The following is an 18417-nucleotide window of genomic DNA, read 5'->3' on the forward strand; positions in this document are numbered from 1 at the left end:
GGGACGCGGGCGGCTCAGCCGAGCAGCTCGGCCATCCAGGCCTCGATGGCCGGCACCGAGCGGGGCAGCGCGCCGGACATCAGGCGCGCGCCGTCGGCGGTGATGACGAGGTCGTCCTCGATCCGGATGCCGAGGCCGCGCAGTTCGGCGGGCAGCGTCTCGTCGTCGGGCTGGAGGTAGAGGCCGGGCTCGACGGTGAGCACGTGGCCCTCCTCCAGGACGCCGTCCAGGTACGTCTCGGCGCGGGCCTTGGCGCAGTCGTGGACGTCGAGGCCGAGCATGTGGCCGGTGCCGCAGAGGGTGTAGCGGCGGTAGACGCCGCTGTCCTCGGCGAGCGCCTCCTCGGCGCTGACCGGCAGGATGCCCCAGTCGGCGAGGCCCTCGGCGATGACCCGGGCGGCCGCGGAGTGGAAGTCGCGGAAGCGGGCGCCGGGGCGCAGCGCGTCGATGCCGGCCTGCTGGGCGGCGAGGACGAGCTCGTAGGCCTGCCGCTGGACGGGGGTGAACGTGCCGCTGAGCGGGAGGGTGCGGGTGATGTCGGCGGTGTAGAGGGTGTCGGTCTCCACGCCGGCGTCGAACAGCAGCAGGGCGTTCGGGTCGAGGGCGCCGTCGTTGCGGATCCAGTGCAGGACGCAGGCGTGGGCGCCGGAGGCGGCGATGGTCTCGTAGCCGATGCCGTTGCCCTCGGCGCGGGCGCGCAGGTTGAACACGCCCTCGATCCAGCGCTCGCCGCGGTGGTGGCGCAGCGCGGCGGGCAGGGCGCGCACGACGTCCTCGAAGCCGAGGACGGTGTGGTCGACGGAGAGCTGGAGCTGCTCGACCTCCCAGGCGTCCTTGACCAGCCGCAGCTCGGACAGCACGGCGGCGAACAGGCCGTCGCCCTGGACGAGCTCGGGCGCGCCGGGGCGGCCGGTGGCGGCGTCCAGTGCGGGGTCGACGCCGGTGAGCACGCGGGTGGCGGGCTGCGGGCCGGTGAGCAGCTTCTCCAGCTCGTCGAGGTGCTCGACGCGCACGCCGGTGAGCCGGGAGGCCTCGTCGAGGTCGGGGCGGCGGCCGACCCAGAACTCGCCGTAGCGGCGGTCGCGGAAGAACTCGGCGCCGCGCACCGGGTCGCCGCCGCGCGGGGAGCGGGGGCGCAGGTAGAGGACCGGCTCGTGGCCGTCGGGGCCGGTCGGCTCCAGGACGAGGACGTGGCCGACCTGGTCCTCGCCGGTGAGGCCGGTGAGCCAGGCGTAGGCGCTGTGCGGGCGGAAGCGGTAGTCGCAGTCGTTGCTGCGGACCTTGAGCTGGCCGGCCGGGACGATCAGGCGCTCGCCGGGGAAGGCGGCGGAGAGCCGGAAGCGGCGGCCGGGGGTCACGGCGTAGCCGGGGACGCGGTCGTCGGCCGGGAGCGGGGTGGCCGCCCAGGAGGTGCCCATGAAGGCGTTGAGGGCGGCCGAGACGGGGAGGTCATGGCTTCCGGTGTTGAGGCCGGTCTGACGGAGAGTCACCGGGTGGCTCCTAAGCGGGTGGTGCGGATCGGGGGGAGGCGGGGGCCGGCACGGACACAGCTCGGTAACGGGTGCCGTCACCTCTTGTGCAGTGCAATTTCACATTACTATGTTACGGGTCACACCACGGAGCGGCTAGACCCCCTGAGGTCGCCCCCCCGCGGCAGGTCCCGGATCCACCCCCGGGGCGGACGACGGGCCTTCACGGCAGGCCCCCCCACTGCGGAGTCAGATATGAACAGGCGTACTCAGACCGCCCTCGCGGCAGGCATCGCGGCGGCACTCACCCTCGGCCTCGGGGCCTGTGCCAAGGACAAGAGCGACGACACCTCCGGCGAAACCGGCGCGAGCTCCACCAAGGGGCCGGGCGCCGACAGCGGCAGCATCGTGGGCGGGACGCCGACCAAGGGCGGCACGCTCACCGTGCTGACCAACCAGGACTTCGCCCACCTCGACCCCGCCCGCAACTGGAACCTGCCGAACATGGACTTCGGCACCCGGCTGATCTACCGCACCCTGGTCACCTTCAAGTCCGCGCCCGGCGAGGCCGGCAACGAGATCGTCCCGGACCTCGCGACCGACGTGGGCCGGCCCTCCGACGGTGGCAAGACCTGGACCTTCACCCTGAAGGACGGCCTGAAGTACGAGGACGGCACGCCGATCAAGTCGGCCGACATCAAGTACAACGTGGAGCGCTCGTTCTCCCCGGACCTCACCGGCGGCCCCGACTACGCGGTCCAGTACCTGGCCGGCGGCGAGAACTACAAGGGCCCGCTGAACGGCGAGCACCTGCCGAGCATCGAGACGCCGGACGACAAGACCATCGTCTTCCATCTGAAGCGCCCGGTCGCCGAGTTCTCCTACACCGCGACCATGCCGACCTTCGCGCCGGTGCCGCAGGCCCAGGAGAAGGGCACCCAGTACGACATCCGGCCGTTCTCCTCCGGCCCGTACAAGATCGAGAGCTACGACCGCGGGAAGCAGCTGGTGCTGGTCCGCAACACCAACTGGGACCAGGCCTCGGACACCGTCCGCAAGGCCTACCCGGACAAGATCGTGGTGACCCAGGGCCTCAAGGGCGGCCAGGCCGACGACCGCCTCATCGCGAGCGAGGGCCCCGACGCCAGCACCATCGAGATGCCGTGGATGCGTCCCGAGTCGGTGGCCAAGGTGCTGCCCAAGGCCGACGTCAAGGCGCGCATGGTCGCCGAGCGCACCGGCTGTACCGACAGCCTCTACCTGAACACCGCCAAGGCGCCGTTCGACGACCCGAAGGTCCGCGAGGCGATCATGTGGGCGGTCGACCGCGAGGCCCAGGTCACCACCTTCGGCGGCCCGGCGATGGCCGACATCGCCACCACCTTCCTGCCGCCGTCGATGACCGGTGGCGTCACGTCCGACCCGCTGAAGATCCCGGCCGCCGGCGACCAGGCGAAGGCCAAGGACATGCTGAAGGCGGCGGGCAAGAGCGACCTCAAGGTCTCGATCACCGTCTCGCTCGGCAACAAGACCCGCGGCGAGGCGATCCAGCAGTCGCTGGCCAAGGCCGGCGTCCAGGTCACCGTCAACACCGTCGACCCGTCGGCGTTCCAGGACACCATCGGCGACATCAAGAACGCTCCCGACATGACCATCGACGGCTGGTGCCCGGACTACCCGGCCGGCGCCACCTTCCTGCCCTTCCTCTTCGACGGCCGCACCATCAAGGAGAAGGGCAACCAGGGCAACTACAGCCAGTTCCGTGACCAGGCGACGATGGACGAGCTGGACCGCATCGCGGCCCTGACGGACGTCAAGGAGGCCAACGAGGCCTACAAGAAGCTGGACGAGGAGCTGCTGAAGAAGGCCCCGGCCGTCCCGCTGATGTGGCAGCGCCGCCCGCTGCTGGTCGGCACCAACGTGGCCGGCGCGTTCGGCGCCCCGGGCTTCGCCGGCATGATCGACCTGGCCGCCATCGGCCTCAAGGACCCCGCCAAGAGCCAGGGCTGAGGGGCCGTCCGCACATGAGCACCACTCCCATCGAGCCCGCCGCCGCGCCCGTCGCGGCGGCGGGCCCCGCGAAGCCCTCCGGGCGCGGGCCCTGGCGGCTGGTCTGGGACCAGCTGTGGGCCAAGGGCTCGGCCCGGTTCGGCCTGATCATGGTCGTCGTCCTGGTCCTGCTGGCCGTGCTGGCCGGGCCGCTCAGCGCACTCGGCGGCTGGAGCCCCGAGGAGTTCGACAAGCGCGCCATCGACGCCTACCTCGGCGGCGCGCCCAAGGGCGACTTCGGCGGCATCGGCGCCCGGCACTGGCTCGGCGTCGAGCCGATCACCGGCCGTGACCTGTTCGCCCGCGTCCTGCACGGCGGCCAGGTGTCCCTGCTGATCGCCTTCGTCGCCACCGCCGTGGTCGTGATCGCCGGCACCCTCGCCGGCATCGCGGCCGGCTACTTCGGCGGCCGCGTCGACAGCCTGCTCTCCCGGCTGATGGACCTCACCATGTCCTTCCCCTCGCTGATCTTCATGATCGCGATGATGTCGGTGGCCAAGGACGTCAACCGGATCCTGCTGATGACCCTGGTGATCGGCCTCTTCGGCTGGCCCGGCATCGCCCGCGTGGTCCGCGGCCAGACGCTGTCGCTCAAGCACCGCGAGTACGTCGAGGCCGCCAAGGTGGGCGGTGCGCGCTCCTGGCGCATCCTCACCCGGGAGATCCTGCCGAACGTCTCCGGTCCGATCATCGCCTACACCACCCTGCTGATCCCCGGCATGATCGCCACCGAGGCCGCGCTCTCCTACCTCGGCGTGGGCGTGCGGCCGCCGACCGCCTCCTGGGGCCAGATGATCGCCGAGTCGATCGTCTTCTACGAGACCGACCCGACCTACTTCCTGATCCCGACGGTCTTCCTCTTCCTCGCGGTGCTCGCCTTCACCCTGCTCGGCGACGCGCTGCGGGACATCCTCGACCCCCGGGGAGGCCGGTCGTGATCCTCTACCTCGGCCGCCGGCTCATCGGCGTGGCCGGCATCCTGCTGGCCATCTGCGCCATCACCTTCACCATCTTCTACCTGCTGCCCAACGACCCTGCCGCGGCCGCCTGCGGCAAGACCTGCAGCCCCGAGCGGCTCGCCGAGGTCCAGGCCGCGATGGGCCTGGACAAGCCGATCTGGGAGCAGTTCGGCGCCTACCTGACCGGCATCGTGGCCGGCCGCGACTACGGCAGCGGCCCCAGCGCCGCGCACTGCGGCTTCCCCTGCCTCGGCTACTCCTACGAGTACTCGCTGCCGGTCTGGGACCTGCTCGTCGACCGCCTGCCGGTGTCCATTTCGCTGGCCCTCGGCGCGGCCGTGCTCTGGCTGGTCCTCGGCCTCGGCGCCGGCGTCACCTCGGCGCTGCGCAAGGGCAAGCCGGCCGACAAGATCCTCATGGTGCTCTCGGTCGGCACCGCCTCGCTGCCGGTCTACTTCACCTCGATCATGCTGATCTGGGGCGTCGTCCGCAGCGCCGGCCTGCTGCCCTACCCGGCGTACCACAAGTTCACCGACAACCCCTTCGAGTGGGGCTCCAACCTGCTGCTGCCCTGGATCGCGCTGGCCCTGCTGTACGCGGCCCAGTACGCCCGGCAGAGCCGCAACTCGATGATCGAGACGATGGCCGAGCCGTACATCCGGACCGCCCGGGCCAAGGGCCTGCCGTCCCGCACGGTCACGGTCAAGCACGGGCTGCGCTCCGGGATGACGCCGATCCTCACCATCTTCGGCATGGACCTCGGCGGCCTGCTCGCCGGCGCCGTCATCACCGAGTCCATCTTCGGTCTGCCCGGCATCGGACGGCTCTTCTACGACGGCCTGCTCCGCTCCGACCAGCCCGTCATCCTCGGCGTCACGCTGCTCGCGGCCTTCTTCATCGTGGTCGCGAACCTGCTGGTCGACGTGCTCTACGCATTCGTCGACCCGAGAGTGAGGTACTGATGACCGCCCTTCTGGAGGTCGAAGACCTCAGGGTCTCCTTCAACACCCCGCGCGGTATCGTCCGGGCCGTCGACGGCATCGACTTCACCGTCGAGGCCGGGAAGACCCTCGGCCTGGTCGGCGAGTCCGGCAGCGGCAAGTCCGTCACCTCGCTCGCCGTCATGGGCCTGCACCGCGGCGCCCAGGTCGACGGCTCGATCCGGCTGCACGGCCAGGAGCTCAACGGCCTCGGCGAGAAGGCGCTCGGCGTCGTCCGCGGCCGGCGGATCGCCATGATCTTCCAGGACCCGCTGTCCAGCCTGCACCCCTTCTACACCGTCGGGGAGCAGATCGCCGAGCACTACCGGGTGCACTTCAAGGCCTCCCGCAAGGCCGGGCGGCAGCGCGCGATCGAGATGCTCGCCGAGGTGGGCATCCCCGAGCCGGCCCGCCGGGTCGACGAGTACCCGCACCAGTTCTCCGGCGGCATGCGCCAGCGCGTGATGATCGCCATGGCGCTCGCCTGCGAGCCCGAGCTGCTGATCGCCGACGAGCCGACCACCGCGCTCGACGTCACCGTCCAGGCCCAGATCCTCGACCTGATCGCCCGGATCCAGCAGGAGCACGGCCTCGGCGTCGTGATGATCACCCACGACCTCGGCGTGGTCGCCCGGGTCGCCCACGAGGTGCTCGTCATGTACGGCGGCCGCGCCGCCGAACAGGCGCCCGTGGACCGGCTGTTCGCCGCTCCCGCGCACCCCTACACCCGCGGGCTGCTCGACTCGCTGCCCCGCCTGGACGACACCGACGACGCCCCGCTGCGGGCCATCCCCGGCAGCCCGCCGTCGCTGATCGCCCCCGCCCCCGGCTGCTCCTTCGCCCCGCGCTGCGCCCGCACCACCGCCGCCACCGCCGAGGAACACGCCCGCTGCCTGTCCGAGCGGCCCGGGTTCGGCCCGCTCGTCCCCGGCCACCAGGCCGCCTGCCACCTGCCGCTGGTGCCGGAAGGAGCCCTGGGATGACCGAACCCCTGTTGACGGTCCGGGACCTGGTGAAGACCTTCCCCGGCCGCCGTTCGCGCACCGGCAAGGCCGGCAACCCGATCCGCGCGGTGGACGGGGTCAGCTTCGACGTCGGCGCCGGCGAGACGCTCGGCCTGGTCGGCGAGTCCGGCTGCGGCAAGTCCACCACCGGACGCATGATCGTCCGGCTGCTGGACCCGACCTCCGGCACCGTCACCTTCGACGGCACCGAGATCGGCGGCCTGAGCCAGGCCGAGCTGCGCCCGCACCGCAAGCACCTGCAGATGGTGTTCCAGGACCCGTACTCCTCGCTCAACCCCCGCCAGACGGTGGCCCGGATCATCTCCGAGCCGCTGCTGGTCCAGGGCGCCGGCGCGGCCGAGGCGCGCAAGCGGGCCGCCGAGCTGATGGAGCTGGTCGGCCTCATCCCCGAGCACCTGGACCGCTACCCGCACGAGTTCTCCGGCGGCCAGGCCCAGCGCATCGGCATCGCCCGCTCGCTGGCCACCTCGCCCCGGCTGGTGGTTGCCGACGAGCCGGTCTCCGCGCTGGACGTCTCCATCCAGGCCCAGGTGGTCAACCTGATGGAGCGGCTCCAGGCCGAACTGGGGCTGGCGTACATCTTCATCGCGCACGACCTCTCGGTGGTCAAGCGGGTCTGCGACCGGGTCGCGGTGATGTACCTCGGCCGGATCGTCGAGATCGGCGACAAGCACCAGGTGTACGGCAACCCCGCGCACCCGTACACCAAGGCACTGCTCTCCGCCGTGCCGCTGCCGGACCCGGCGGCGGAGCGCGAGCGCGAGCGGATCGTGCTGCTCGGCGACCCGCCGAGCCCGGCCGACCCGCCGCCCGGGTGCAGCTTCCACCCGCGCTGCCCGAAGGCCCAGGAGATCTGCCGCACGGAGCGTCCGCTGCTGCAGATCGCCGGAACCGGCGGGCGCGAGGCGGCCTGCCACTTCCCGGAGAACTGACCCGGGACCCGGTCCCGCGGCCGCGGGCGCCCGCCGATGGGCGCGCCCCCGGCCGCGGCTCTACCGCCGTACCGTCCGGCCACCCCCACGGCGGACGGTACGGCACCACCCGCGCGCGGAGCACCGGCTCCGCACGCACCTTGAACGCCCGGTCGGGCGCGGCGGGGAGCCTGATGAGGGCCGCGTCCGACCGGGTCCACCCGGACCCCCCTGCGGCCGGGTGCGCCGGGCCCGCCGGACCGACCTGGGTCGTCGGTCCCGGCGGGCCCGTCGGCGTTCCCGGCCGCAACCGGGGCCCGGCTCCTCGGAGGGCAGCCGGCGCGGGCCGGGCCCGTCGGCGGCGAGCGCGTCCCGCGGGTTGAGGACCCGGCAGCGGCGCAGCGAGAGGCAGCCGCAGCCGATGCAGCCGGTCAGCCCGCTCTCCAGCCGCTCGATCTCCCGGCGCCGGGCCGCGAGCAGCGCCGCCCAGCGGCGCGAGATCCGCTCCCGGTCGCGCTTGTCCGGCATCCGGTCGGCGGGCAGTCCGGCGAACACCTCGGCCACCTCGGCCCGCCGGGCGACTTCGCCGACGGTCAGCAGGTCGGCCGGGCGGGGCACGGCGTCCGCGCTCCGCGCGGCGTCCGCGGCGCTGTCCATGCGCCTCCTTGACTTCAAGTCCTCCCAGGGACGTCACGCTCCGGAAGCGGGGCCGCCGGCGTCCTCCGGCGGGTGGGGCGAGCTGTTCTCCCGGCGGTTCGCGGCCCAGGCCTCGATCCTCGCCGGCGGTGTCGCGCCGTACGCGATGAAACCTCTACTTCACCGCCGCCCGCTCCTACGCGTGGGTGGCGACCGGCTTCCTGATCGCCGCGGTGACCGCCGCGATGCCGGTCAGCCGGCTGCTGTCCCGGTTCGGGCCCTCGCGCGCCTGTCTGTGGGGCGTCGGCACGCTGGTCGGGCCCTCGCCGGGCGGGCTCTTCGCCGAGCTGGGCCTGCGGCGGGGGCACGCGGACCCGCGCTGAGGGGAGACGACGCGCGGCCGCCCCGGCCCTCCGTGTGGGAGGGCCGGGGCGGCCGGTCTTCCGTGAAACCTGTCTTCCACGGGAGGCCCGGTGCTCAGGACACCGGGGGTGCGAGGGGCGCGCGCGGCGCCGGGGTCAGGACGCGGGGCCCACCCGGACGGTGGTGATCCGCCCGCCCTGGGTCTCCCGGACCACCTCGATCTTGGTGTTGGTGTCCGGCACGTCGACCGCGAGCAGCGGGGTGGCCGGGTCCCGGTAGACGCCGCTGTGGTCGTTGAAGACCGGGACGGCCGGCTTGGACCCGATCCGCACCGGGACGCCCGACTTGTGCAGGGTGAACGCGGTGGTCGGCTTGAGCGAGAAGGTCGCGTCGTAGGTCTGCGCCCGGCCGTTGACCAGGGTGCCGTCGGCGAACCGGATCGGCGTCGGGTGGGCGTCGATCGGCAGGATCAGGCCGCCGCCCGGGTGGTCCTTGGTGTTGTTGTCGCCGTAGGCGGTGTCCCAGAGCCAGACGAGCACGCCCTCCTGGTACGGGTAGTTGTCGACGATGTCCTTCTTGCCCTCGACGCCGGAGTAGCCGAAGCTGTACGGCCCGGTCTTCAGGAACTCGCCGTAGCCGGTGTAGCGGCGGTTCTCCACCAGGTAGGCGCGCGGGTGCTGCTTGACGAAGGTGCGGCCGGTGACGACGGTGAAGCCGGTGCTGACCCAGCCCGCCGTGCCGTTCTCGGCGCCGTCGGTGAACAGCTGGGTGCCGCCGGCGGTGATGCTCACCGCGTCGACCAGGACGCCCTTGCCGTGGGTGTTGCTGTCCGAGGTGACGTGGAAGCGGAGCTTGACGTTCTTCCCGGCGTAGCCGTCCAGCGGGATGTGCAGCTGCCGGTAGGCGCCCGAAGTGCCGCTCAGGCCGGGGACGTTGGCGCTGGTGTTGCCGATCGGGGCGCCGTCCACGGTGCCGGGCAGGGCCGTCCAGCGCTTGCCGCCGTCGGTGGAGGCCTCGACGGTCAGGAAGTCGTAGTCCTGCTCGACGTCGTACCAGACCGCCGCGTCGAGGGACGCCGGGCCGGTGGCCGCGGTGAGGTCGACGTCGCGGGCCAGCGCGTTGTCCAGGTCGTCGCCGGTCTGGCTCCACCACTGCTTGGCGCCCTCGCGCGGGTCGGCGAGGTCGGTGCTGGTGGTGCTGTCCGGCAGGTGGACCAGGACGGCCTGCGCCTGGTCGGTGTTGTAGCCGCTGACGCCGAGGGCGTGGCTGGAGCGGGTGGCGGCCTGCGCCTCGTCGTAGTTGAGCCAGCCGAACTGCAGCTTGCTCCAGGCGTCGAGGTCACCGGGGTAGCCGCCGGTGGTGTTCTTGCCCTTGCCCAGGTACGAGCCGGAGGACATCAGCGACCAGAAGTTGACGCTGTTGTCGCCGCCGTTCGTGCTGTAGAGGTCGGGCAGGCCGAGGTTGTGGCCGAACTCGTGGGAGAACAGGCCGACACCGCTGTTCTCGCCCGCCTGGACGTAGTCGTAGACGTACAGGCCGGTGTCGCCGACGGGCGCGCCGCCGATCTTGTTGCCCTCCGGACCGACCTGGCCGGTCGGGTCGGGGAGGGTCCAGCTGCGGTGCGCCCACAGCGCGTCGGCGCCCTGGGCGCCGCCGCCCCAGGTCTCGTCGACGCCCGCGTGCACCACGATCACGTTGTCGAGGTAGCCGTCGGGCTGGGCGAACTCGCCGTTCTTGTCGTGGTCGTAGCGGTCGTAGACGTCGTACTGGGCCAGCTCGGCCTTGACGTCGGCGGCCGGGCGGCCCTTGGCGATCTGGCTGTCGTACCAGGCCTTGACGGAGTCCCGGATGAACTCCTGGCCCTGGGTCCAGGCGCCGGAGCCCTGCGGGCCCTTGTTGGAGCCGTAGCGGGCCTCGTTCCAGGGCAGGGTGACCCAGTCGCTGACGGTGCCCTCGATGTCGTAGCGGCCGGAGGACTGGGTGCGGTAGTAGTTGCGCATCGAGACCGCGCCGGGCGAGTCGTCGAAGAACATCTTCTGGTAGTACTGCCGGCTGAAGTCCTGGTTCCAGAGCGTGTGGTTGTCGCCCTTGCCCGGCTTGGGGATGGCGTTGTGCTGCGGGCCGGGGGTGCCGCCGTAGCGCGGCTGGCCGTTGTGGAGGGTGGTGTTGTCCACCTGGTCGCCGAACTGGGCGAGGATGACGAAGACCTTGTCCTTGCGCTGCTGGGCGAGTTGGACGTAGTCGTTGCCGACCCGCACCTTGGCGGGCGCCCGGCGGTCGGTGGTCTTCGCCACGGCGCCCTTGTTGACCTGCTCCAGCGCCTTGGTGCGCAGCGACTGGCGCTCGCGCTCCTGCGGGGCGAGCGGGGCGGGCGGGGCTTCGAGGCCGCCGGCCTCGGCACCGGAGCCGCTCTCGGCGGTGAGGGCGGGCGCGGGAGTGGGGGAGGCGGCCTGGGCGGCGGTGGACCCGAGGAGGGTTGCCGCTATCGCGCTCGTGGTGAGCGCGGCCGCGAACGCCGAGGACAGTCTGCGCAACTGACCGGTCCTTTCCGGACGGGGGTGGTCGGGTGAGCGCAGGTAATATTTCACATGTCATGGGTCACATGGAAGGCTTTTGGACGCCGGGCGTTCGCCGCGAACGCCGAGCGCCGCACGGCCCGGACGGACCGTGCGGCGCTCGGAGGGTGCGCAGGGGGTCGCCGGTCAGCCCAGCGAGGCCCGCAGGAAGGCGAGTTCGGCCTGCGCCAGCTGCTCGTTGACGCCGCCCGGGGTCATGTGGGTGACCCCGGGCAGGGCCAGCAGGTTGTGCGGGCGGCCCGCCCGGTTGAGCTCCTGGGAGAGCAGCAGGGTGTGCGAGGGGTGCACGTTGTCGTCGGCCAGGCCGTGGATCAGCAGCAGCGGCCGGCTCAGTGACGGGGCGTCGCCCAGCAGGCAGTCGCCCGCGTAGCCGTCCGGGTTCTGCTGCGGCAGGTCGAGGTAGCGCTCGGTGTAGGCGGTGTCGTACAGCCGGAAGTCGGTGGGCGGCGCGCCCGCGCAGGCCGCGTGGAAGACGTCCGGGCGGCGCAGCACGGCCAGCGCCGCGAAGTAGCCGCCGTAGGACCAGCCACGCACGCCGACCCGGCCGAGGTCGAGGTCGGGGTGCGCCTCGCCGAGCGCCAGCAGCGCGTCCACCTGGTCGTCCAGCGCGACCTGGGACATCCGGCGGAAGATCGTCCGGGTGAAAGCGGGGGAGACGAACGGGGTGCCGCCGTTGTCGACGGTGACCACCGCGAAGCCCTGGTCGGCCCACCACTGCTTGAGCTGCCAGCGGCGCGGCTCGTTGGCCACCGCCTGGTAGCCGGGGCCGCCGTAGACGTCGAGCAGGACGGGCAGCCGCCGGCCGGGGACGTGCCCGCGGGGGTAGACCACGGCGCTCGGCAGGGCGCGCTCGGTGACCCGGGCGAGCCGCGGCTCGACCCGGTACGGCAGCGGGGCCGAGCGGTCCGTCAGGGGGGTGACGCCGTGCGGGGTCAGGGCCTCGCGGCGCACGCCGTCCGGGCCGGCCGAGGTGAGCAGCAGGGTGTCGCCGGCGGCCAGGGCGCTGTGCACGCCGGGGCCCTCGGAGAGCCGCTCGGGGGCGCCGCCGTCCGGGTCGACCAGGTGGACGTGCTGGTCGAACGGGTCGCCCTCGCCGGTCTCGCAGAGCAGCTTGCCGCGCAGCCGGCCGACCACCCGGCGGATCTGCAGGCCGGAGGTGTCCAGCGGCTTGCCGCCCAGGGCCAGGCCGCGGGCCTCGGGGGTGTCGTGGACGGTGAGCAGCCGGCCGTCGGCCAGCCGGGCGGGGGTGCCGGGCAGGTCGTCGACCCAGAACGCGTCGGTGGTGCGGGAGAGTTCGGTGGTGGCGCCGGTGGCCGGGTCGGCGCTCAGCAGCAGGATGTTCTGCTGCAGCCGGTCGGCGACGGTGAGCAGCAGCTCGTCGGCGCCGTCCCACTCGGCGGCGCAGAGGTAGGGGAAGGCGGCGGTGTCCCAGCCGAGTTCGACCCGGGTGCCGTCCAGGCCGAGCACCCAGAGCCGGACGTCGGCGTTGGGCCCGCCGGCCTGCGGGTAGGCGAACTGCTCGGGGGCCTGCTCGGGGTGGGCCGGGTCGGCGAAGTGGCGCGGGGGGACGGCGGACTCGTCCACCCGGGCGGCGAGCACGGCGGTGCCGTCCGGTCGCCACCAGTGGCCGCGGTGGCGGCCCAGCTCCTCGGCGGCGGCGAACTCGGCGACGCCCCAGCGGGCGCCGTCGTCCGGGCTGAGCCGCTGGCGGCCGGGGACCTCGGCGGAGGCGACGTACAGGGCGTCGTCGGCGACGTAGGCGACCAGCTCGCCGGTCGCGTTCGGGCGGGGGTCGAAGGCCGGGCCGGCGGTGGGGATCTCGGTGGTGTCGCCGGTGGCGGTCTCGGTGCGGAAGAGCCGGCCGTCCAGGGCGAAGACGGCGACGGCGAGGTCGGGGGTGGCGGCGTAGGTGCCGATGCCGGCGGCGGTGAGCCGGCTCCGCTCGCGCAGCCGGCGCTCGACGGCGGGCAGGTCGGCGGTCGCGCCGGTGCGGCCGGGGGCGAGGGCGGTGGGGTCGGCGGCCTCGCGCTCCTCGCCGGTGGCGAGGTCGAGGAGGTGGAGCCGGTCGAACCGGTCCTCGGGGCCGCTGGAGCGCAGCAGCAGCAGGCGGGTACCGTCCTGGTTGAGCGAGATCGCTCGCGGGGCACCGAAGCTGAAGCGGCCGGTCCGGGCGCTGAGGGAGAGGTAGGGGTCGGTGATGGTCACTGCCCGATGGTCGCCGCGGGAACGGCTCGCAGACCAGTGGGACGACATGTGAAATGTCACACATCACGTGATCCAGGTAACAGGAGGAAGCAGTGACCGAGACCCCGGGGACCGTCGCACCCCCCGAGCCGCTGGCCGGCGCCGAGGGGCTCTTCTCGCTGGATCCGGCGGTGATCCACCTCAACCACGGCTCCTTCGGCGCCGTTCCCGTCCCGGTCCAGCGGCTCCAGCGGCGGCTGCACGAGGAGCAGGAGGCCGATCCCGACGGCTTCTTCGCCGACCTGCCCGAGCGGGTCGCCACCGCCCGGTCCCGGATCGCCGCCGTCCTCGGCACCGAGCCCGACCTGCTCGCCCTGGTGCCCAACGTGACCGACGCGATCGCCGTCACCCTGGCCAACGTGCCGCTCGCCGCCGGGGACCGGGTGCTGGTCACCGACCACGGCTACGGCACGGTCAACGAGGCCGTCCGGCGGCGCGCCGAGGACGCCGGCGCCGAGCTGCGCACGGTGCGGCTGCCGCTGGACCTGCCCGACGGGGACGCGGTGCGCGAGGCGGTGCTGGCCGAGGTCACCGACCGCACCGTGCTCGCCGTCCTGGACGGCATCACCTCGCCGACCGCCCGCCGGATCGCCACCCCGGAACTGCTGCGCGCCCTGCGCGGGCGCGGCGTGACCACCGTGGTGGACGCCGCGCACGAGCCCGGCATGCTGGCCGGGCCGGTCCCGGCGGAGGCCGACTTCTGGTTCGGCAACCTGCACAAGTGGGCCTTCGCCCCACGGGCCACCGGCGTCCTGGTGGTCCGCCCGGAATGGGCTGGCAAGATCCGTCCGCTGATCCTCTCCTGGGAGGACCACCAGGGCTACCCGGCCGCCGTCGAGTGGCGCGGGACCCTGGACTACACGCCCTACCTGGCGGCCCCGGCCGGGCTCGACGTGCTGGCCGGGCTCGGGCCGGAGCTGGTGCGCGGGCACAACGAGCGGCTCGCCGGGTACGGCGCGGCGGTGGTCGCCGAACGGGTCGGGCTGGCGCCGCTGCCGTCCTCGGCGGGGCTGTCGATGCGCGCGCTGCGGCTGCCGCCCGGGGTGGCCGAGACGCTGCCGCAGGCGCAGGAGCTGATGGCGCAGATGTGGCGGCGGCACGCGGTGCGGACGGTGGCGCGGCCGTGGCCGGGCGGCGGGGTGCTGCGGGTGTGCGCGCAGCTGTACAACCGGGCGCCCGAGTACGAGGTGCTGGCGGCGGGGCTGGCCGGGCTGCTCGGGTAGCCCCGCCGTCGCCGTCGCCGTCGGGCCGCGCCGCCGCCCCGGGTCAGTCCGCGGCGGCGCGCAGCTCGGCGAGCAGTGCGTGCTGGTCCGCGATGAGCCCGGTGAGGATCCGCCGCGCGGCCCGCAGCAGCTCGGCGACGTCCCCGCCGGCCAGCGCGTACACCACCGTGCTGCCCTCCCGGGTGGCGGTGACGATGCCGGACCGGCGCAGCACGGCGAGCTGCTGCGAGAGGCTGGAGGCTTCGACCCCCAGCTCCGCCAGCAGCTCGCGCACGGGCGTCGGTCCGGCCTGCAGCAGCTCCAGGACCCGGATCCGGACGGGATGGCCGAGCATCCGGAAGAACTCGGCCTTGGCCTGGTACAGCGCGACCGCCACGGCGTTCCCTCCCTTCCCCTGCCCGGTGCGCCGGCGGCCGTCAGACCTCCAGGGTGGACTCGATCCGCTTCAGCTGGTGGCGGGCCATCGCGAGGTTGGCGCGGCCGCGGTTGAGGGCGAGGAAGAGGAACAGCCCCCGGCCGCCCTGCGTGGTCAGCGGCCGGAGCAGGTGGTACTGGGTGGTCAGGCTGACCAGGATGTCCTCGATCTCGTTGTCGAGCAGGTTGAGGTGCTCCATCGCCCGCATCTTGGCCCGCACCACGTCGGTGTTCCCGGCGGCGGCGACATTGAGGTCCAGCTCGCCGCCGTCACCGAGGGTGCCGAGTGCCATGCCGCTGCCGTAGTCGACCAGGGCGACACCGATCGCGCCCTCGATCGCCATGGCCTCCTTGAGCGAGGTCTCCAGGTTCGCCATCGTCCGCTCCTCCCGTGGGTCCGGTGGGTGTCACCGGGATGTGGCACCGAATGTAGGCAGGTCGTACGGCGTGTCACCGCGGATGACCGGAGTCGTTCGAAGCTGGTCGCACGATGACCGCTTGAAGACATTTGCAACTATGGATGTGAGAGAGAAGCGATCCCTTGCCCGGGAAAAACGGTGCTATTGATGTCAGCCCCGCCGGGTAACCTCTCGCTGAGATGCGAGATCACACCACCGACCCCCGCGACCCCCGGACGGCGATGAACACCCCTGAGCGCGAGCCCTCCGACGGCCGGGAGCTCTCCGACGAGCCGGAACTCAGCCCCGCCGAGGCCTTCGCCGCCTCCCGCCGCCGGGCCAAGGAGCAGGCCACCGCCCTGTACGGCTTCCAGGAGCTCTACGACTTCCCGCTGGACGACTTCCAGCTGGAGGCCTGTCGCGCCCTGGAGGACGGCGAAGGCGTCCTGGTCGCCGCGCCCACCGGCTCCGGCAAGACCATCGTCGGCGAGTTCGCCGTCCACCTCGCCCTCCGGGGCGGGCGCAAGTGCTTCTACACCACGCCGATCAAGGCGCTGTCGAACCAGAAGTACGGGGACCTCGTCCGGCGCTACGGCGCCGCCAAGGTCGGCCTGCTCACGGGCGACAACACCGTCAACGGCGACGCCCCGGTCGTGGTGATGACCACCGAGGTGCTCCGCAACATGCTCTACGCGGGCTCCAGCACCCTCGACGGCCTCGGCTACGTGGTCATGGACGAGGTCCACTACCTCGCCGACCGCTTCCGCGGCGCCGTCTGGGAGGAGGTCATCATCCACCTCCCCGAGTCCGTCACCCTGGTCTCGCTCTCCGCGACCGTCTCCAACGCCGAGGAGTTCGGCGACTGGCTGGACACCGTCCGCGGCGGCACCCGGGTCATCGTCTCCGAGCACCGGCCCGTCCCGCTCTGGCAGCACGTGATGGCCGGCAACCGGATGTACGACCTGTTCGCCGCCCCCGACCGCGACGGCCGTCCCAAGGGCAACCAGCGCAACCCCGGCAAGGCCGTCAACCCCGAACTGGTCCGCCTCGCCCGCAGCGAACTCGACCGCAACCCGCGCGACAAGTTCGCCCGCGGCCGCGGCCGCTCCATGCCGGGCGGCCGCCCCGGCCGGGTCTGGACCCCGGGCCGCGTCGACGTCATCGACCGGCTCGACGCCGAGGGCCTGCTGCCCGCCATCACCTTCATCTTCAGCCGGGCCGGCTGCGAGGCCGCCGTCCAGCAGTGCCTCTCCTCCGGCCTGCGGCTCAACAAGGAGGGCGACCGCGGCCGGGTCCGCGCCCTCGTCGAGGAGCGCTGCGCCGACATCCCCGACGAGGACCTGCACGTCCTCGGCTACTTCGAGTGGCTGGACGGGCTGGAGCGCGGCATCGCCGCCCACCACGCCGGCATGCTGCCGCGGTTCAAGGAGGTCGTCGAGGAGCTGTTCGTGAAGGGCCTGGTCAAGGCCGTCTTCGCGACCGAGACCCTGGCGCTGGGCATCAACATGCCCGCGCGCTCCGTCGTCATGGAGAAGCTCGTCAAGTGGAACGGCGAGACCCACGCCGACATCACCCCCGGCGAGTACACCCAGCTCACCGGCCGGGCCGGCCGGCGCGGCATCGACGTCGAGGGCCACGCGGTGGTGCTCTGGCAGCGCGGCCTCGACCCGGAGGCGCTGGCCGGCCTCGCCGGCACCCGCACCTACCCGCTGAAGTCCTCGTTCCGGCCGTCCTACAACATGGCCGTCAACCTGGTCTCCCAGTTCGGCCGGCACCGCTCGCGCGAACTGCTGGAGACCTCCTTCGCGCAGTTCCAGGCCGACCGCTCGGTGGTCGGCATCGCCCGCCAGGTCCAGCGCAACGAGGAGGGGCTGGAGGGCTACCGCGAGTCCATGACCTGCCACCTCGGCGACTTCGAGGAGTACATGTCGCTGCGGCGGCAGCTCAAGGACCGGGAGAACGAACTCGCCCGCGAGGGCAGCAGCCAGCGCCGCTCCGCCGCCGTCGAGTCCATCGAGCAGCTCAAGCCCGGCGACGTCATCCACGTGCCGACCGGCAAGTTCGCCGGCCTCGCGCTCGTCCTCGACCCCGGCCTGCCGCCCGTCAACCGCTCGCCGCGCGGCGGACCGCGCCACCCCGACTACCAGGACGGGCCGCGCCCCGTGGTGCTCACCGCCGAGCGGCAGGTCAAGCGGCTCGCGATGATCGACTTCCCGCACCCCGTCGCCGCGATCGAACGGCTGCGGATCCCCAAGTCCTTCAACCCGCGCAGCCCGCAGTCCCGCCGCGACCTCGCCTCCGCGCTGCGCACCAAGGCCGGCCACCTGGAGCCCGAGCGGTTCCGGCGCGGCCGCGCGGCCGCCGCCGACGACCCCGAGATCAGCCGGCTGCGCAGCACCCTGCGCCAGCACCCGTGCCACGGCTGCGACGAGCGCGAGGACCACGCCCGCTGGTCCGAGCGCTACCACCGGCTGCACCGCGACACCGAACTGCTGGAGCGCAAGATGCGCTCCCGCACGCACACCATCGCCCGCACCTTCGACCGGGTCTGCGGGCTGCTCACCGACCTCGGCTACCTCAGCGGCGACGCCGTCACCGACGACGGCAAGCGGCTCGGCCGGCTCTACGGCGAGCTCGACCTGCTCGCCTCCGAGTGCATCCGCGAGGGCGTCTGGAGCGGCCTCGCCGCCGCCGAACTCGCCGCCTGCGCCTCCGCGCTGGTCTACGAGGCCCGCCAGTCCGACGACGCCACCGCCCCCCGGGTCCCCGAGGGCGGGGCGAAGACCGCGCTCGGCCAGATGGTCCGCATCTGGGGCCACCTCGACGCCCTGGAGGAACAGCACCGCATCAACACCGCGGAGGGCGTCGGCCAGCGCGAACCCGACCTCGGCTTCGCCTGGGCCGCCTACCGCTGGGCCCTCGGCCACTCGCTGGACTCCGTCCTGCGCGACGCCGACATGCCGGCCGGCGACTTCGTCCGCTGGACGAAGCAGCTGATCGACGTCCTCGGCCAGATCCAGGACGCCGCCGGCGAGGACGCAGACCTCCGCAAGACCGCCCGCAAGGCCGTCGACGGCCTCCGCCGCGGCATCATCGCCTACTCCTCCGTCAGCTGACCCCCGCCGCGGCCCCGGCTTCGTGCTCTCGAAGCCGGGGCCGCCGCGCTGGGC

At 73.0% G+C, this 18417-nt stretch carries 14 protein-coding genes; 8 read left to right on the forward strand and 6 right to left on the reverse strand.

All coding sequences use genetic code 11. The annotated features are described in order from the left end of the window. Positions 1 to 14 precede the first annotated feature (14 nt). Positions 15 to 1418, reverse strand: coding sequence for an aminopeptidase P family protein (locus ACFC0B_RS20310; protein WP_376087461.1), 1404 nt, complete (start codon positions 1416 to 1418; stop codon positions 15 to 17). Between the two features lie 306 nt (positions 1419 to 1724). Between ACFC0B_RS20310 and ACFC0B_RS20315 the strand changes: the two genes are divergently transcribed. Genes ACFC0B_RS20315 through ACFC0B_RS20335 form a run of 5 tightly spaced genes read left to right on the forward strand, consistent with a single transcriptional unit; the run spans position 1725 to position 7414 of the window. After that, positions 1725 to 3479 (forward strand): ABC transporter substrate-binding protein, encoded by a 1755-nt coding sequence (locus tag ACFC0B_RS20315; RefSeq protein WP_376087328.1) that lies wholly within the window; start codon positions 1725 to 1727, stop codon positions 3477 to 3479. A gap of 14 nt (positions 3480 to 3493) precedes the next feature. Further along, on the forward strand, positions 3494 to 4456 hold the full coding sequence (locus tag ACFC0B_RS20320) for an ABC transporter permease (RefSeq protein ID WP_376087330.1): 963 nt from the start codon (positions 3494 to 3496) through the stop codon (positions 4454 to 4456). Then, positions 4453 to 5439, forward strand: coding sequence for an ABC transporter permease (locus ACFC0B_RS20325; RefSeq protein WP_376087332.1), 987 nt, complete (start codon positions 4453 to 4455; stop codon positions 5437 to 5439). Before ACFC0B_RS20320 ends, ACFC0B_RS20325 begins: the two co-directional genes overlap by 4 nt. After that, entirely contained in the window at positions 5439 to 6440 is a 1002-nt protein-coding gene (locus tag ACFC0B_RS20330) for an ABC transporter ATP-binding protein (protein ID WP_376087334.1), read from the forward strand. The genes ACFC0B_RS20325 and ACFC0B_RS20330 overlap by 1 nt, the downstream gene beginning before the upstream one ends. Then, positions 6437 to 7414 (forward strand): ABC transporter ATP-binding protein, encoded by a 978-nt coding sequence (locus ACFC0B_RS20335; RefSeq protein WP_376087336.1) that lies wholly within the window; start codon positions 6437 to 6439, stop codon positions 7412 to 7414. The genes ACFC0B_RS20330 and ACFC0B_RS20335 overlap by 4 nt, the downstream gene beginning before the upstream one ends. A gap of 60 nt (positions 7415 to 7474) precedes the next feature. Here the strand turns inward: ACFC0B_RS20335 and ACFC0B_RS20340 are convergent, their stop codons facing one another. Beyond that, positions 7475 to 8050: a hypothetical protein gene (locus ACFC0B_RS20340; protein ID WP_376087338.1), complete on the reverse strand. Its 576-nt coding sequence runs from the start codon at positions 8048 to 8050 to the stop codon at positions 7475 to 7477. A 185-nt stretch (positions 8051 to 8235) separates the two neighbouring features. Here ACFC0B_RS20340 and ACFC0B_RS20345 point away from each other — a divergent pair, with 185 nt between their 5' ends. Next, the gene (locus ACFC0B_RS20345) at positions 8236 to 8412 is read left to right on the forward strand and encodes a hypothetical protein (protein ID WP_376087340.1); all 177 of its coding nucleotides are present in this window, start codon (positions 8236 to 8238) and stop codon (positions 8410 to 8412) included. Between the two features lie 135 nt (positions 8413 to 8547). Here ACFC0B_RS20345 and ACFC0B_RS20350 read toward each other — a convergent pair whose 3' ends face one another. Together ACFC0B_RS20350 and ACFC0B_RS20355 are read right to left on the reverse strand one after the other, a co-directional pair. Then, a complete protein-coding gene (locus ACFC0B_RS20350; RefSeq protein WP_376087342.1) occupies positions 8548 to 10926 on the reverse strand; it encodes an immune inhibitor A domain-containing protein in 2379 nt (792 codons plus the stop codon). Between the two features lie 168 nt (positions 10927 to 11094). Then, complete coding sequence (locus ACFC0B_RS20355) at positions 11095 to 13173, reverse strand: prolyl oligopeptidase family serine peptidase (protein WP_376087344.1); 2079 nt, start codon at positions 13171 to 13173, stop codon at positions 11095 to 11097. 92 nt (positions 13174 to 13265) lie between these two features. Here ACFC0B_RS20355 and ACFC0B_RS20360 point away from each other — a divergent pair, with 92 nt between their 5' ends. Continuing rightward, positions 13266 to 14435 carry an aminotransferase class V-fold PLP-dependent enzyme gene (locus ACFC0B_RS20360; RefSeq protein ID WP_376087346.1) on the forward strand — a complete coding sequence of 390 codons (1170 nt, stop codon included), beginning with the start codon at positions 13266 to 13268 and terminating at the stop codon, positions 14433 to 14435. A gap of 43 nt (positions 14436 to 14478) precedes the next feature. Here the strand turns inward: ACFC0B_RS20360 and ACFC0B_RS20365 are convergent, their stop codons facing one another. Both ACFC0B_RS20365 and ACFC0B_RS20370 read right to left on the reverse strand, forming a co-directional pair. Continuing rightward, positions 14479 to 14811, reverse strand: a complete 333-nt coding sequence (locus ACFC0B_RS20365) for an ArsR/SmtB family transcription factor (protein ID WP_376087348.1) — start codon at positions 14809 to 14811, stop codon at positions 14479 to 14481. A 40-nt stretch (positions 14812 to 14851) separates the two neighbouring features. Beyond that, on the reverse strand, positions 14852 to 15226 hold the full coding sequence (locus tag ACFC0B_RS20370) for a hypothetical protein (protein ID WP_376087349.1): 375 nt from the start codon (positions 15224 to 15226) through the stop codon (positions 14852 to 14854). Between the two features lie 263 nt (positions 15227 to 15489). Here ACFC0B_RS20370 and ACFC0B_RS20375 point away from each other — a divergent pair, with 263 nt between their 5' ends. Continuing rightward, on the forward strand, positions 15490 to 18363 hold the full coding sequence (locus tag ACFC0B_RS20375; protein ID WP_376087463.1) for a DEAD/DEAH box helicase: 2874 nt from the start codon (positions 15490 to 15492) through the stop codon (positions 18361 to 18363). Positions 18364 to 18417 lie beyond the last annotated feature (54 nt).

Source organism: Kitasatospora sp. NPDC056184, from assembly GCF_042268405.1.
Taxonomy (GTDB): Bacteria; Actinomycetota; Actinomycetes; order Streptomycetales; family Streptomycetaceae; genus Kitasatospora.

What these genes read in the sequence shown, in the direction of transcription:
- ACFC0B_RS20310 (WP_376087461.1), bottom strand. Translation starts at nt 1,418, where the DNA reads ATGGGCACCTCCTGGGCGGCCACCCCGCTCCCGGCCGACGACCGCGTC.
- ACFC0B_RS20315 (WP_376087328.1), top strand. Translation starts at nt 1,725, where the DNA reads ATGAACAGGCGTACTCAGACCGCCCTCGCGGCAGGCATCGCGGCGGCA.
- ACFC0B_RS20320 (WP_376087330.1), top strand. Translation starts at nt 3,494, where the DNA reads ATGAGCACCACTCCCATCGAGCCCGCCGCCGCGCCCGTCGCGGCGGCG.
- ACFC0B_RS20330 (WP_376087334.1), top strand. Translation starts at nt 5,439, where the DNA reads ATGACCGCCCTTCTGGAGGTCGAAGACCTCAGGGTCTCCTTCAACACC.
- ACFC0B_RS20335 (WP_376087336.1), top strand. Translation starts at nt 6,437, where the DNA reads ATGACCGAACCCCTGTTGACGGTCCGGGACCTGGTGAAGACCTTCCCC.
- ACFC0B_RS20340 (WP_376087338.1), bottom strand. Translation starts at nt 8,050, where the DNA reads ATGGACAGCGCCGCGGACGCCGCGCGGAGCGCGGACGCCGTGCCCCGC.
- ACFC0B_RS20370 (WP_376087349.1), bottom strand. Translation starts at nt 15,226, where the DNA reads ATGGCGAACCTGGAGACCTCGCTCAAGGAGGCCATGGCGATCGAGGGC.
- ACFC0B_RS20375 (WP_376087463.1), top strand. Translation starts at nt 15,490, where the DNA reads ATGAACACCCCTGAGCGCGAGCCCTCCGACGGCCGGGAGCTCTCCGAC.